At 69.7% G+C, this 15459-nt stretch carries 13 protein-coding genes; all 13 read left to right on the plus strand.

What is annotated here, in order from left to right:
- The first annotated feature begins 325 nt into the window (after nt 1-325).
- The 13 genes from otsA (at nt 326) to HP445_RS00185 (ending at nt 14986) form a co-directional block, all read left to right on the plus strand.
- A complete protein-coding gene (otsA, locus tag HP445_RS00125; RefSeq protein WP_071405817.1) occupies nt 326-1918 on the plus strand; it encodes an alpha,alpha-trehalose-phosphate synthase (UDP-forming) in 1593 nt (530 codons plus the stop codon).
- Nucleotides 1911-2693, plus strand: coding sequence for a trehalose-phosphatase (gene otsB / locus HP445_RS00130; protein WP_128780679.1), 783 nt, complete (start codon nt 1911-1913; stop codon nt 2691-2693). The genes otsA and otsB overlap by 8 nt, the downstream gene beginning before the upstream one ends.
- Nucleotides 2694-2763: 70 nt before the next feature.
- Complete coding sequence (gene ilvD / locus HP445_RS00135; RefSeq protein ID WP_071405815.1) at nt 2764-4458, plus strand: dihydroxy-acid dehydratase; 1695 nt, start codon at nt 2764-2766, stop codon at nt 4456-4458.
- 45 nt (nt 4459-4503) lie between these two features.
- Nucleotides 4504-6327 (plus strand): acetolactate synthase large subunit, encoded by a 1824-nt coding sequence (locus HP445_RS00140; protein ID WP_027466529.1) that lies wholly within the window; start codon nt 4504-4506, stop codon nt 6325-6327.
- Nucleotides 6324-6824: an acetolactate synthase small subunit gene (gene ilvN / locus HP445_RS00145; protein ID WP_017888842.1), complete on the plus strand. Its 501-nt coding sequence runs from the start codon at nt 6324-6326 to the stop codon at nt 6822-6824. The genes HP445_RS00140 and ilvN overlap by 4 nt, the downstream gene beginning before the upstream one ends.
- A gap of 71 nt (nt 6825-6895) precedes the next feature.
- A complete protein-coding gene (ilvC, locus tag HP445_RS00150; RefSeq protein ID WP_027466530.1) occupies nt 6896-7921 on the plus strand; it encodes a ketol-acid reductoisomerase in 1026 nt (341 codons plus the stop codon).
- A 210-nt stretch (nt 7922-8131) separates the two neighbouring features.
- The gene (locus HP445_RS00155; RefSeq protein ID WP_071405813.1) at nt 8132-9322 is read left to right on the plus strand and encodes a mannitol-1-phosphate 5-dehydrogenase; all 1191 of its coding nucleotides are present in this window, start codon (nt 8132-8134) and stop codon (nt 9320-9322) included.
- Between the two features lie 59 nt (nt 9323-9381).
- Nucleotides 9382-9846 (plus strand): hypothetical protein, encoded by a 465-nt coding sequence (locus HP445_RS00160; RefSeq protein WP_111047588.1) that lies wholly within the window; start codon nt 9382-9384, stop codon nt 9844-9846.
- The gene (locus tag HP445_RS00165) at nt 9843-10226 is read left to right on the plus strand and encodes a hypothetical protein (protein ID WP_111055293.1); all 384 of its coding nucleotides are present in this window, start codon (nt 9843-9845) and stop codon (nt 10224-10226) included. The genes HP445_RS00160 and HP445_RS00165 overlap by 4 nt, the downstream gene beginning before the upstream one ends.
- Nucleotides 10227-10383: 157 nt before the next feature.
- Complete coding sequence (serA, locus tag HP445_RS00170) at nt 10384-11973, plus strand: phosphoglycerate dehydrogenase (RefSeq protein WP_110865397.1); 1590 nt, start codon at nt 10384-10386, stop codon at nt 11971-11973.
- 13 nt (nt 11974-11986) lie between these two features.
- A complete protein-coding gene (locus HP445_RS00175; protein ID WP_110862911.1) occupies nt 11987-13060 on the plus strand; it encodes a 3-isopropylmalate dehydrogenase in 1074 nt (357 codons plus the stop codon).
- 15 nt (nt 13061-13075) lie between these two features.
- Entirely contained in the window at nt 13076-14185 is a 1110-nt protein-coding gene (locus tag HP445_RS00180; protein WP_128780680.1) for a branched-chain amino acid aminotransferase, read from the plus strand.
- A 30-nt stretch (nt 14186-14215) separates the two neighbouring features.
- Nucleotides 14216-14986, plus strand: coding sequence for a fumarylacetoacetate hydrolase family protein (locus tag HP445_RS00185; protein WP_027466538.1), 771 nt, complete (start codon nt 14216-14218; stop codon nt 14984-14986).
- Nucleotides 14987-15459 lie beyond the last annotated feature (473 nt).

A 15459-nucleotide genomic window follows, 5' to 3' on the forward strand; every position in this document is an offset into this window, starting at 1 on the left:
CGGGCTGGCCCGATCCGGGCTGGCCCGGACCGGGCTGCGACGGCGGGACGGGCTGGTTGGGCGGGTTCTCGCTCACGGCTGGGGGTCCTCTCCGACCGGGAGGCCGGCGCCGCACTCCAGCACCCGTGTCCCCCCGACACGTGCCTGCAGCGTAGCGGAACCGCCGATCCGCCGTGAATACGCTGTCCCCACGCTGGTAACTTCGGCAGCGCACCCGGCGCAGCACGCCGGACCACCCGGCGCACCACGCCGGCCGTCGCACCCGACGCACGACGCACCCGACGCACCCGGCCCCGGCCGGGCGGAACGGAGATCACACCACCCCATGCCTGCAGACCGCACCGAACAGACCCGCTACTCGTTCGTCGTCGCCTCCAACCGACTCCCGGTGGACCGCGTCGTCGACCAGGACGGCAACGAGGGCTGGCGGCACTCGCCGGGTGGCCTCGTCACCGCCCTCGAACCCGTGATGCGCGCGAACGACGGAGCCTGGGTCGGCTGGGTGGGGCAGGCTGAGGTCGAGGTCGCACCGTTCGACAACGAGGGCATCCACATCGTCCCCGTCCCGCTCTCCGACGACGACGTCGAGGAGTACTACGAGGGCTTCAGCAACGACACGCTCTGGCCGCTGTACCACGACGTCATCGAGCACCCGAGCTACCACCGCGACTGGTGGAATGCCTACAAGCGGGTGAACGAGCGCTTCGCCGCGCAGATCGCCGAGATCGTCGAGCAGGACGGCATCGTCTGGGTGCAGGACTACCAGCTGCAGCTCGTGCCGGCCCTGCTCCGCGCCAAGCGCCCCGACCTGACGATCGGCTTCTTCAACCACATCCCGTTCCCGCCGGTCGGCATCTACGCGCAGCTGCCGTGGCGTGCGCAGATCCTCGACGGGCTGCTCGGCGCCGACGTCATCGGCTTCCAGCGCCACGACGACGCCAGCGACTTCCTCCGAGCGGTGCGGCACATCAAGGGCTACACGACCAAGGGCACCACGATCGACGTCCCGGTGGACGACCCGGCTGCCCCGCGCAGCCGCAAGGGCATCACGGTCCGCCACGTCGAGGCCAGGCACTTCCCGATCTCCATCGACGCCGAGAGCTTCGAGGCGATCGCCCGCAAGCCCGAGGTGCAGGAGCGTGCGCGCGAGATCCGCGAGAGCCTCGGCAACCCGAAGACGGTGCTGCTCGGCGTCGACCGGCTCGACTACACCAAGGGCATCCGCCACCGCATCAAGGCGTTCGGCGAGCTGGTGGAGGACGGCCGCATCGCGGTCGAGGACGCAACCCTCATCCAGGTCGCGAGCCCGAGCCGCGAGCGTGTCGACTCGTACGCGGCGCTCCGCGACGAGATCGAGCTGAGCGTCGGCCGCATCAACGGCGACCTCGGCGTCATCGGCCACCAGCCGATCTCGTACCTGCACCACGGCTACCCGCGCGAGGAGATGGTGGCGCTCTACCTGGCCGCCGACATCATGCTCGTCACCGCGCTGCGCGACGGCATGAACCTCGTCGCGAAGGAGTACGTCGCCGCCCGCTTCGACAACGACGGGGTGCTCATCCTGTCGGAGTTCGCCGGTGCCGCCGACGAGCTGAAGCAGGCCGTGATCGTCAACCCGCACGACATCGGGGCGCTGAAGGACTCGATCGAACGCGCGATCCAGATGCCGCGTCGCGAGCGGTCGACGCGCATGCGCGCGCTCCGCAAGCGCGTCCGCGACAACGACGTGGCGCGCTGGTCGCGCTCGTTCCTCGAGGCGCTCGACCGGCACGCGCCGCGGAACGCCCAGATCGACCCGTCCGCCGCCGACCCGCGCGAGCAGCACCGTGAGGCGCAGACCGACAACATGTCGATCTTCGACCAGGACGCCCAGTCCGCCAGGGCTGCCGAGGACACCCGGGAGGCACGTGATGACTGAGACCACCACCGACCAGTCCGCCCTCGACGCGGCCCTCGAGACGCTCGCGGCTGCGCCGCGACTGATCGTCGCCCTCGACTTCGACGGCACGCTGGCGCCCTTCGCCGACGACCCCGCGCAGGTCGGGGCGCTGCCCGGGTCGTGGGCCGCGGTCCTGACCCTGCACCGTGCGAAGGACACCGAGGTGGTGCTCGTGTCGGGGCGTCCACTCGGCAGCCTGGCCGCGGTGACCCACGCACCCGAGGACATGGCGCTCGTCGGCTCGCACGGCGTCGAGTGGCGCGTGGACGGCCACGACGAGGCCGCGCTCAGTGACCACGAGGTCGAGCGTGTGGCACGGATCGGTGCGGCGCTCGACGCGGTCGGCGAACGGTTCCCGGGCGTCGTGATCGAGCACAAGCCCGCCGGGCACGGGGTGCACACGCGCCGTGTCTCCGCCGAGGTCGCGGCCGAGGCGAACGCGGCGGCGAGCCGTGCGGCGCACGAGGCCGACCCCGAGGTGCTCGAGCGCGGTGGCAAGGACATCGTCGAGTTCGCGGTGCGCCACGTCACGAAGGGCGACGCGATCGCCCGGCTCCGCGAGCTGCACGGTGCCGACGCGGTGTTCTTCGCCGGCGACGACGTCACCGACGAGGACGCCTTCCGCGTGCTCGGCGACGGCGACGTCGGGGTGAAGGTCGGGCCGGGGGAGACCCGGGCCGGGTACCGCATCGCCGACCCGGCGGCACTGACCGGGGTCCTGAAGCAGCTGGCGAGGCTGCGCGCAACCCGCTGATCGCGGCCCCCGAGCATGAGAAAGCACGGGGGTGCACGGCTGGTATCCCAAACCGTCCTAGACTCATCCCATGCCTGATATCGACGTCAAGCCGCGCAGCCGGGTCGTCACCGACGGGATCGAAGCAACCACCTCGCGTGGCATGCTGCGGGCCGTCGGTATGGGAGACGAGGACTGGAGCAAGCCGCAGATCGGCATCGCGTCCTCGTGGAACGAGATCACGCCGTGCAACCTGTCGCTCGACCGCCTCGCACAGGGTGCGAAGGAGGGTGTGCACTCCGGTGGCGGCTACCCGCTGCAGTTCGGCACCATCTCCGTCTCGGACGGCATCTCGATGGGCCACGAGGGCATGCACTTCTCCCTCGTCTCGCGTGAGGTCATCGCGGACAGCGTCGAGACCGTCGTCAACGCCGAACGCCTCGACGGCACCGTCCTGCTCGCCGGCTGCGACAAGTCGCTCCCCGGCATGCTGATGGCCGCCGCGCGACTCGACCTGGCGAGCGTGTTCCTCTACGCCGGTTCGGTCATGCCGGGCTACGTGAAGCAGGCCGACGGCACGATGAAGGAAGTCACGATCATCGACTCCTTCGAGGGCGTCGGTGCCTGCAAGGCCGGCACCATGAGCGAGGAAGAGCTCAAGAAGATCGAGTGCGCCATCGTCCCGGGCGAGGGCGCCTGCGGTGGCATGTACACGGCGAACACGATGGCTTCGGTCGCCGAAGCGCTCGGTATGTCGCTGCCGGGCTCCGCCGCTCCGCCGAGCGCCGACCGTCGCCGCGACTACTACGCGCACCGCTCCGGCGAGGCCGTGGTGAACATGCTCGAGCACGGCATCACCGCCCGCCAGATCCTCACGAAGGAAGCCTTCGAGAACGCGATCGCCGTCGCGATGGCGCTCGGCGGTTCGACGAACGTCATCCTGCACCTGCTCGCGATCGCGTACGAGGCCGAGGTCGAGCTGTCGCTGGACGACTTCAACCGCATCGGTTCCAAGGTCCCGCACCTGGCCGACATGAAGCCCTTCGGCAAGTACGTCATGGTCGACGTCGACCGCAACGGCGGCATCCCCGTGATCATGAAGGCGCTGCTCGACGCGGGCCTGCTGCACGGCGACTGCATGACCGTGACCGGCAAGACCGTCGCCGAGAACCTGGCTGAGATCGACCCGCCGGCACTCGACGGCGAGGTCTTCCGCACGCTCGACAACCCGATCCACGAGACCGGTGGCCTGACCGTCCTGCAGGGCTCCTTCGCCCCCGAGGGTGCCGTGGTGAAGACCGCGGGCTTCGACGCCTCCGTCTTCGAGGGCCCCGCCCGCGTGTTCGACCGCGAACGTGCGGCGATGGACGCCCTGACCGAGGGCAAGATCGAGAAGGGCGACGTCGTCGTCATCCGCTACGAGGGCCCCAAGGGCGGCCCGGGCATGAGGGAGATGCTCGCCATCACCGCGGCCATCAAGGGCGCGGGCCTCGGCAAGGATGTACTACTCTTGACCGACGGTCGATTCTCAGGCGGCACAACCGGCCTGTGCATCGGCCACATCGCACCGGAAGCAGTGGACGCAGGTCCAGTCGCTTTCGTTCGTGATGGCGACCGCATCCGTGTCGACATCGCGGCTCGCTCGCTCGACCTACTGGTCGACCCGGCCGAGCTGGAGGCCCGCCGTGACGGCTGGGCCCCGCTGCCCCCGCGCTACACCCGCGGAGTCCTCGCGAAGTACGCCAAGCTCGTGAAGTCCGCCGCCCAGGGCGCGGTCACGGGCTAGCGTCCGACACCCGCACCACCGCCACCACTCAGGCAAGGACCACTCATGCCCACGGAAGCAACTCCGTTGTCCGCGGCCGCCGGTGCACGCCGGTCGCCGGAGATCCTCACCGGCTCGGGAGCCGTCCTCCGGACGCTCGAGCACCTCGGGATCACCGACGTCTTCGGCCTGCCCGGCGGCGCGATCATCCCGTTCTACGACGAGCTGATGGCGTCGACCACGATCCGCCACATCCTCGTCCGTCACGAGCAGGGCGCCGGCCACGCCGCCGAGGGCTACGCCTCGTCGTCCGGCAAGGTCGGCGTCGCCATCGCGACGTCCGGCCCCGGTGCGACGAACCTCGTCACGGCCATCGCCGACGCCTACATGGACTCGGTGCCGTTCATCGCGATCACCGGCCAGGTGTTCTCGACGCTGATGGGCACCGACGCGTTCCAGGAAGCCGACATCGTCGGCATCACGATGCCCATCACGAAGCACTCGTTCCTGGTCACCGACCCGGCCGACGTGCCGGCGACCCTCGCCGCGGCGCACCTCATCGCGACGACCGGTCGGCCCGGCCCCGTGCTGGTGGACATCACGAAGGACGCCCAGCAGAAGTCGGCGCCCTACGTGTGGCCGCCCAAGATCGACCTGCCCGGCTACCGCCCGGTGACCAAGGCGCACGGCAAGCAGATCACCGCGGCCGCGCAGCTGCTGTCCGAGTCGAAGCGCCCGGTGCTCTACGTCGGCGGCGGGGTCATCCGCTCCCGCGCGACCGCCGAGCTCCTCCGCTTCGCCGAGGCGACCGGTGCGCCGGTGGTCACGACCCTGATGGCGCGCGGCGCGTTCCCGGACTCGCACCCGCAGCACCTCGGCATGCCCGGCATGCACGGCACGGTGCCCGCGGTGCTCGGCCTGCAGGACAGCGACCTCATCGTCGCCCTCGGTGCCCGCTTCGACGACCGCGTGACAGGCAAGGCCGACGAGTTCGCGCCGGACGCCAAGGTCGTGCACGTGGACATCGACCCGGCCGAGATCTCGAAGATCCGCTTCGCCGACGTCCCGATCGTCGGTGACGCCCGCGAGGTCCTGGTCGACCTGCTCGACGCCTGGGGTGGCATCGCCGTCGAGGACCGCGCGTCGACCGACGAGTGGTGGGCGAAGCTCCACCAGCTCAAGACCGACTTCCCGCTCGGGTACGCCGAGCCGACCGACGGGCTCCTCGCGCCGCAGGGCATCATCAAGCGCATCGGTGAGCTCTCCGGTCCCGAGGCCGTCTACGCCTCCGGTGTCGGCCAGCACCAGATGTGGTCCGCGCAGTTCATCAAGTACGAGCGGCCCAACGCCTGGCTCAACTCCGGTGGCGCCGGCACCATGGGCTACTCGGTCCCCGCGGCCATGGGCGCGAAGGTCGCCCAGCCGGACCGTGTGGTCTGGGCGATCGACGGCGACGGCTGCTTCCAGATGACGAACCAGGAACTCGCGACCTGCGTCATCAACGACATCCCGATCAAGGTCGCGATCATCAACAACTCGTCGCTCGGCATGGTCCGGCAGTGGCAGACGCTGTTCTACGACGGCCGGCACTCCTTCACCGACCTCGAGACGGGGCACGCCTCGCGCCGTGTGCCGGACTTCGTGAAGCTGGCCGACGCCTACGGGGCCCTCGGCATCCGCGTCGAGAAGGCCGACGAGGTCGACGCCGCGATCGAGCTCGCCCTCGCGACCAACGACCGCCCGGTGGTGATCGACTTCGTCGTGAGCCGTGACTCGATGGTCTGGCCGATGGTCCCGCAGGGCGTCAGCAACTCGTCCATCGAGTACGCCCAGGCACTCGCGCCCACCTGGGACGACGAGGACGCCGACATGACGGGAGAAACCGCATGAGCCACGTCCTCTCCCTCCTCGTGGAGGACAAGCCCGGTCTGCTGACCCGTGTCGCCGGGCTCTTCGCCCGGCGCGGGTTCAACATCGAGTCGCTCGCCGTCGGCAACACCGAGGTGGACGGCCTCAGCCGGATCACGGTCGTCGTCGACGTCGAGGACCTCCCGCTGGAACAGGTGACAAAGCAGCTCAACAAGCTGGTGAACGTCATCAAGATCGTCGAACTGGACTTCTCGCAGTCGGTCCAGCGCGAGCACATGCTCGTGAAGGTGCGCGTCGACAACCAGACGCGCTCGGCGGTGCTCGAAGCAGTGAACCTGTTCCGTGCCCAGGTCGTCGACGTGGCGACCGACTCCCTGATCGTCGAGGTGACCGGCGACCCCGGCAAGATCCAGGCGATCCTCCGCGTGCTCGAGCCCTACGGCGTCAAGGAGCTCGCCCGTGCGGGCCTCCTCGGCATGGGCCGCGGACCGAAGAGCATCACCGACCGGGTGCGCTGAGCGCCCGTCACACCCTTCCCGGGCGCCGATGGTGCCCGGCACCGACCACAGAACCAAGGAGACACACCCTCGTGACTGACATCGTGTACGACGCCGACGCCGACCTGACGCTCATCCAGGGCAAGAAGGTCGCCGTCATCGGCTACGGCTCGCAGGGCCACGCCCACGCCCTCAACCTCCGTGACTCGGGTGTCGAGGTGAAGATCGGCCTGCAGGAGGGCTCGAAGAGCCGGCAGAAGGCCGAAGAGGCGGGCTTCGAGGTCCACACGCCGGGCGACGCCACCGCCTGGGCCGACGTCGTCGTCATCCTCGCGCCGGACCAGGTCCAGCGCATCGTCTACGCCGAGGACATCCGCCCGAACCTCAAGCCGGGCGCGACGCTCGTCTTCGGCCACGGCTTCAACATCCGCTTCGGCTACATCGAGGCGCCCGAGGGTGTCGACGTGTCGCTCGTCGCGCCGAAGGGCCCGGGCCACACCGTCCGTCGCGAGTACGAGGCCGGCCGTGGCGTCCCCGTGATCGTCGCCGTCGAGGTCGACGCCTCCGGTTCCGCCTGGGACCTCGCGTGGTCGTACTCCAAGGCGATCGGTGGCCTCCGCTCCGGCGGCATCAAGACGACCTTCACCGAGGAGACCGAGACCGACCTGTTCGGCGAGCAGGCCGTCCTCTGCGGTGGCACCTCGCAGCTCATCCAGTACGGCTTCGAGACCCTGGTCGAGGCGGGCTACCAGCCGCAGATCGCCTACTTCGAGGTCCTGCACGAGCTCAAGCTCATCGTCGACCTCATCTGGGAGGGCGGCCTCACCAAGCAGCGCTGGTCGATCTCCGACACCGCCGAGTTCGGTGACTACGTCTCCGGCCCGCGCGTGATCTCGCCGGACGTCAAGGAGAACATGAAGGCGGTGCTCGCGGACATCCAGAACGGTGCCTTCGCGAAGCGCTTCATCGAGGACCAGGACGCCGGCGCACCGGAGTTCAAGGCGCTCCGTGCCAAGGGCGAGGGCCACCCGATCGAGGCCACCGGCCGTGAGCTCCGCGCGCTCTTCGCGTGGAAGCAGAACGACGGCGACTACGTGGACGGCTCGGCCGCGCGGTAGTCTTCCGAGAACCACTCGACCTGCGAGGCGGCGGTGCACCTGCACCGCCGCCTCGCGATGTGACCCGAACGTTATGCAGCAGCTCTTCTCCAGCCCCGACGCCGCGGACCGGCGTCCCTCCGCCGTGCGCGCGGTCGATTCCCGACACCCGTCGGCCGTGCTGCGCACCCGCGGTCAGGACCGCCCCGACCAGCATGGGATGATCGTTCGATGGCGGTGACGAAGCGAGCGGTCCACATCGGCGCCGGCAAGATCGGGCGCGGGTTCGTGGGCCAGTTCCTCGTGGCGAGCGGCTACGAGCTCACCTTCGTCGACGTCGACGAACGCGTGGTCTCGGCCCTGAACGAAGCCGGCCGGTTCGTGGTGCACGAGGTCGGCGAGATGCCGGTCGAGCACCTCGTCTACGGGTTCCGCGCGCTCAGCAGCAAGACCGACCGCGAGCGTGTGGTGCAGGCCATCGCCGAGGCCGACGTCGTGACCACCGCCGTGGGCGCCCGGACGCTCCCGCTCGTCGCGCCGCTCATCGCCGAGGGCCTCGCGGCACGCCCGCTCGAGCGCGGCGACGTCACGATCGTCGCCTGCGAGAACGCGTTCAACGCGACCGACTCGCTGCACGCCAGCATCCGCCGCGCCCCGATCCTCGAAGACCGCGACATCGCCGCCGTCTTCGCGAACTGCGCGATCGACCGCATCGTCCCGGACCAGTCCGGTGTGCTCGGGCAGTCCGGCGGCCTCGACGTCGTGCTCGAACCGTTCTACGAGTGGGTCATCGAGCGCACCCCGTTCCTGGGCTCCGACGCCGAACCGCCGACGATCGAGGGCGTCACCTGGGTCGACGACCTGCAGCCGTTCGTCGAGCGCAAGCTCTACACGGTCAACACGGCGCACGCCACCGCCGCCTACCACGGCTACGTGCGGGGGATCCGGCTCATCCGCGAAGCACTCGAGGACGACGCCGTCCGCGCCGAGGTCGACGGGGTGCTCGCCGAGACCACCGCACTGCTGATCGCGAAGCACGGCTTCGACCCCGAGGACCACGCGCGCTACGTCGCGGCGAACCTCTCCCGCATCGCGAACCCGCACCTGCCGGACTCCACCGCGCGCGTCGGCCGCAACCCGCTCCGCAAGCTCGGCCGTCGTGAACGCTTCGTCGGCCCGGCGTCGCAGCTCGCCGAGCGCGGCCTGCCCGTGGAGCACCTGCTCGGTGCCGTCCGCGTGGCGCTCGCGTTCGACGACGAGAACGACCCGGAGTCGATCGAGCTGCACGCACTCCTGCGTTCCGGGGCGACCGCGCACGCGCTGACCGAGATCCTCACGGGCCTCATGGAGAGCCACCCGCTCTTCCCGGCCGTCCGCGACGTCGTCGCCGAGGTCCTCGCGACGCAACCGGCCGACGTCTGACCTCGGCCTCCCGGCCGTCGCTGGTCCTCCCGGTGTCGTGTCCCTCGTAGAATCGGGGCATGACCACGGCAGCATCCCCACCAGACGGGTCGATCGACCCGGACGTGCCGAACGCCGTCGACACCGACGACGCCGCTCTCAGTTGGGGTGACGCCGACGACGCCACCCACGTCGACGCGGCGCACAACCCGGTGGCGGTGCGCGAGCGCGGCGAGCGGGACCCCGAGGCGCCCGAGACATCCGGTGCGCTCGTCGGGTTCGGTGTCTTCGGGGGCCTCTACCTCCTCTACACGGTGGCCTGGCTCCTCACCGCGTCGACCGCGTACGTCTCCGGCGTCGACACGGTCCTCACGCTCTTCGTCGAGGTGCTCCGCTTCCTCGCGATCCTCGCGCCGGCACTCTGGTTCACGGTGGTGCTCTGGGCGGCGCGCAGCAGCCGCACGCGGACACGCCTGCTCTGGATGCTCCTCGGCGCCGTCGTGCTCTTCCCCTGGCCGTTCCTCCTGACGCGGAGCTTCGGGTGACCGGGGCAGTGCCGGCGACGACCCGCCGGAACAGCGCCCCCGTGGTCGCGAAGATCGTGGTCTGGGTCGTGTTCGCCGCGCTGTTCGCGTACATGACGGTGCAGGCCGTCGGCAACCTGACGCAGATCAACCAGCGGGTGGACGCCTTCAACGCGTTCCTCCAGACGACCTCGGGCGGCGACTCGCTGCAGACCAGCACCCCGTGGCTGTGGCTCGTGCTCGACATCCTCATCGCGCCGGTCGCGTTCGTCGCGGCGATCGTCATCACCCGGCGTTCGAGCCTGCCCGTCACGATCGCGGTGTTCGTGGTCGCCTTCGCGGGTGCCGGCGCCCTCTGGCTCGACCTCCAGCTGTTCGTCCCGACGCTGCTGGACTTCTGACGCGACCCGCCGACGGCCAGGAGGCGCGGTGCGGCCCCGCCCCGCCCCTCCTGGCCGTCGTGTGGTTCTCCACAGGACCGCTCCCGCGGTCGTAACCACCGGCCCGCGTCGATAGCATGGTGGGATACCAACCGTCTCGAGTGAGGAAACAGCTGCTGTGTCGAAGCCGGTCGTCCTGATCGCCGAAGAACTCTCGCCCGCAACGGTCGACGCCCTCGGGCCCGACTTCGAGATCCGGAACGTGGACGGCACCGACCGTCCGGCGCTCCTGGCGGCGCTGTCCGACGCGCATGCCGTCCTCGTGCGGTCCGCCACCAAGATCGACGCCGAGGCGATCGCCGCGGCACCGGTCCTCAAGGTCGTCGCCCGTGCCGGCGTCGGCCTCGACAACGTCGACATCAAGGCCGCGACGACGGCCGGCGTGATGGTGGTGAACGCCCCGACCTCGAACATCATCTCGGCGGCGGAGCTCACGGTCGGGCACATCCTGTCGCTCGCACGGCACATCCCGGCCGCCCACGCCTCGCTGGCCGCCGGTGCGTGGAAGCGCTCGTCGTACACCGGTGTCGAGCTCTACGAGAAGACCGTCGGCATCATCGGCCTCGGCCGCATCGGCGCCCTCATCACCCAGCGGCTGCAGGCCTTCGGCGTGACGGTCATCGCCTACGACCCGTACGTCACCACGGCACGTGCCCAGCAGCTCGGGGTCGAGCTCGTCTCCCTCGAGGACCTGCTGCGCCGGGCGGACTTCACCACGATCCACATGCCGAGGACGCCGGAGACCCTCGGCATGATCTCGGACGCCCAGTTCGCCCTGATGAAGCCGACCGCGTTCGTCGTGAACGTGGCCCGCGGTGGCCTGATCGACGAGGACGCCCTGCACCGGGCCCTCACGTCGAACACCATCGCCGGCGCCGGCCTCGACGTCTTCGTCGCCGAGCCCCCGAAGGACTCGCCGCTCCTGGCACTCCCGAACGTCGTCGTGACGCCGCACCTCGGCGCCTCCACCGACGAAGCGCAGGAGAAAGCAGGCGTCTCGGTCGCCAAGTCGGTCCGTCTCGCCCTCGGCGGCGAGCTCGTGCCCGACGCGGTCAACGTCGCGGGCGGGGTCATCGACCCGTACGTGCGCCCCGGCATCCCCCTCGTCGAGAAGCTCGGCCAGGTCTTCACCGCCCTCGCGACCTCGCCGGTCACGAGCATCGACGTCGAGGTGCACGGCGAGCTCGCCGAGTACGACGTCAGCGTGCTGAAGCTCGCGGCGCTCAAGGGCGTCTTCACCGACGTCGTCAGCGACCAGGTCTCCTACGTCAACGCTCCGCTCATCGCCGAGCAGCGCGGGGTCACCGTCCGCCTCATCACCGAGACCGACAGCCCCGAGTACCGCAACGTGCTGACGATCCGCGGTGCCCAGTCCGACGGGCCGGCGATCAGCGTCTCCGGCACGCTCACCGGCCCGAAGCAGGTCGAGAAGCTCGTCGAGATCAACGGGCACGACGTCGAGGTGCCGCTCGACCGGCACCACGTCGTCATGGAGTACACCGACCGTCCGGGCATCGTCGCGGTCTACGGCAAGGAGTTCGGCCAGGCCGGCATCAACATCGCCGCGATGCAGATCTCGCGCGAAGCCGCCGGTGGCCAGGCACTGAGCGTCCTGACCGTCGACTCGCCGGTCCCGGCAGAGATCCTCGAGCACGTCCGCTCGGCGATCGACGCGTCCTCGCTCCGCGAGATCGACATCACGCTCTAGGGGAGTGGCGGACATGAGCAGCGCGCAGACGATCCGACTCGCGGTCATCCGTGGGGACGGCATCGGCCCCGAGGTCGTCGACGAGGCCCTGAAGGTCCTGCACGCGGTCCTGCCGGATGACCTCGTGGTGCAGGAGACCCCGTTCTCCCTCGGTGCCGCACGGTACCTGGAGACCGGCGACGTCCTGACCGACGACGACATGGCGGCGATCGCGCAGCACGACGCGATCCTGCTCGGTGCTGTCGGCGGTGACCCGCGTGACCCGCGGCTCGCCGGCGGCATCATCGAGCGCGGGCTGCTCCTCAAGCTCCGCTTCGCGTTCGACCACTACGTGAACCTCCGGCCGACGACGGTGCACCCGGCCGTCCCGACGCCGCTCGCCGACCCCGGCGAGGTCGACTTCGTGGTCGTGCGCGAAGGGACCGAGGGGCCCTACGTCGGCAACGGCGGCGCCATCCGGACCGGTACCCCGCACGAGATCGCGACCGAGGTCTCGTTGAACACCGCCTTCGGTGTCGAACGGGTCGTGCGGTACGCCTTCGCGCTGGCGGACCGACGCCCGCGTCGGCACCTGACCCTCGTGCACAAGAGCAACGTCCTGGTGCACGCCGGAGCCCTCTGGCAGCGCACCGTCGCGGCCGTCGGCGCCGAGTACCCGGACGTCACGGTCGACTACCAGCACGTGGACGCGGTCACCATCCACATGGTCCGCGACCCCGCACGGTTCGACGTCATCGTCACCGACAACCTGTTCGGCGACATCATCACCGACCTGGCCGGCGCGATCAGCGGCGGCATCGGTCTGGCGGCCTCGGGCAACATCAACCCGGACGGCACCTTCCCCAGCATGTTCGAGCCGGTCCACGGTTCCGCGCCGGACATCGCAGGTCAGCAGCTGGCCGACCCCACCGCCGCGATCCGCTCCGTCGCCCTGTTGCTCGACCACCTCGGTCGCGGTGACCTGGCGGCCGCGGTGACGGCCGCGGTGGAGTCCGACCTCGCCGACCGGGGCACCACGCCGCGTCGCACGGCCGAGATCGGCGACGCGATCGCCGCCGCGGCCACGGCACGCACCACCACCGCCTGAGAAGGAGTCCTCCCCATGAGCACCGACACCGCCTTCGGACTCGAGTTCGCCAGCACCCCGTCCGAAGACCGCCGCGCGGCCGCCGAGCGTGAGCAGATCCTCGCCGACCCGGGCTTCGGCAAGCACTTCACCGACCACATGGCGACGGTCGAGTGGACGATCGACGACGGCTGGCACAGCGCGTCGATCCACCCGTACGGGCCGCTGTCCCTCGACCCGAGCGCGAGCGTCCTGCACTACGCCCAGGAGATCTTCGAGGGGCTCAAGGCCTACCGGCACGCGGACGGCTCGGTGTGGTCGTTCCGGCCGGACGCCAATGCCCGGCGCTTCCAGCGGTCCGCCCGACGGCTCGCGCTCCCGGAGCTCCCGGTCGAGGCGTTCGTCGAGTCGATCCGGCAGCTCGTGCAGACCGACGTCGACTGGGTGCCCTCGGCGCCCGAGACCAGCCTGTACCTGCGGCCGTTCATGATCGCGACGGAGTCGTTCCTCGGGGTCCGCGCGGCACAGGCCGTCGCGTACCACTGCATCGCGAGTCCGGCCGGTGCGTACTTCACCTCGGGGCCGAAGCCGGTGTCGATCTGGCTGTCGACGCAGTACGCCCGTGCCGGCAAGGGCGGGACCGGTGCGGCGAAGACCGGCGGCAACTACGCCTCGTCGCTGCTGCCCCAGCAAGAGGCCTACGAGCACGGCTGCCAGCAGGTGATGTTCCTCGACTCGGTGGAGGGCAAGTACCTCGAAGAGCTCGGCGGGATGAACGTCGTCCTGGTCAAGTCCGACGGCACCCTCGTCACGCCCGACTCCGAGTCCATCCTCGAGGGGATCACGCGTGACTCGATCCTGCAGTTGGCCGAGGACCGCGGCCTGACCGTCGAGAAGCGCCGCGTGACCCTCGACGAGTGGCGGGACGGCGTCGCCGACGGCTCGATCACCGAGGCCTTCGCGTGCGGAACCGCCGCCGTCGTGACCCCGATCGCCGAACTCCGGGGTGACGGGTTCACGATCGGTTCGCCGACCGTCGGGGCGGGGGAACTCACGATGTCCCTGCGCGATGAACTCACCGACATCCAGTACGGCCGTCGTCCCGACCCGCACGGGTGGATGACCAAGCTGACCGACGCGTCCTGATCGACCGGCGGGCGTGGGTAGGGTCGAACGGTGAAGATCGCACGGTTCAGCAGCAAGGGTGAAGACCCCCGGTACGGCATCCTCGACGAGCGCGCTCTGGTGGTGCTCGCGGGAGACCCGATGTACCAGGGGTTCGAGACCACGGGGGAGCGCGTGGCACTCGCCGACGCCAAGCTCCTCGCCCCCGTCATCCCGCGGTCGAAGGTCATCGGCGTCGGGCTCAACTACTCGGAGCACGCCTCCGAGATGGACGAGCGTGCCGGCGACGACCCGGTGGTGTTCCTCAAGCCGAACACCTCGGTGATCGGTCCGGACGAGCCCATCCGCCTCCCGGCCGACATCGGACGCGTCGACCACGAGGGCGAACTCGCCATCGTGATCGGCTCGCTCGCGAAGAACGTCCGGCGCGAGGACTTCGCGAGCGTGATCCTCGGCTACACGATCGCCAACGACGTGACCGCCCGAGACCTGCAGGCTCGCGACGGCCAGTGGACCCGGGCAAAGGGCTTCGACACCTTCTGCCCGCTCGGCCCCGTGATCGAGACCGAGATCGACCCGTCGGACATCCGCATCGAGACCCGCGTCGACGGTGACCTCCGGCAGGCGGCCTCGACGAACGAGATGGTGCACGACATCCCGTCGCTCGTCGAGTTCGTGTCCTCCATCTGGACCCTCCTGCCCGGTGACGTCATCCTGACCGGGACTCCGGCCGGTGTCGGGCAGATCCGCGACGGCGAGATCGTCGAGGTCACCATCTCCGGCATCGGTTCGCTCAAGAACCCGGTCATCGCGCGGCACTGACAGCGCTCCCGAACGGCCCGTTCCCCTGGTGGGGAGCGGGCCGTTCGTCGTTGCCGGGGGAGTACCCCAACCGCGGCGCAGAGGGCGACACGCCCGGGATGCGGGCCGGCTTGGCGCTGCCGTTCACCTCTGCGTAAAGTAATCACTCGTTGCCGCTGAGGCGGAGAACGGAACGGCCGAGACGATCACCGGGTTGAACACCTGGAGATGCAGTCCGGACGGGGTCCCGCTCAGGCAACCAGCTCCTCGGAAACACGACCTCTGGTCGTGCGCCCAGGATGTTGTACAAGACGAATGCCTCTCTGGCGGAACCTTTTGTGGGTCGAGCGGGGAGTGCGTCTGGTCCTTGAGAACTCAACAGCGTGCACATTGTCAATGCCAATTTATTGATTGACCTCGTGCCTGGTCGGCTTGCTGACTGGGTCATGAAGCAATTCCTTTTGGATTGAAGATTGTCAGTAGACAGTCAACAG

Source organism: Curtobacterium flaccumfaciens, assembly GCF_013359815.1.
In the GTDB taxonomy this organism is placed as follows: Bacteria; Actinomycetota; Actinomycetes; order Actinomycetales; family Microbacteriaceae; genus Curtobacterium; species Curtobacterium flaccumfaciens.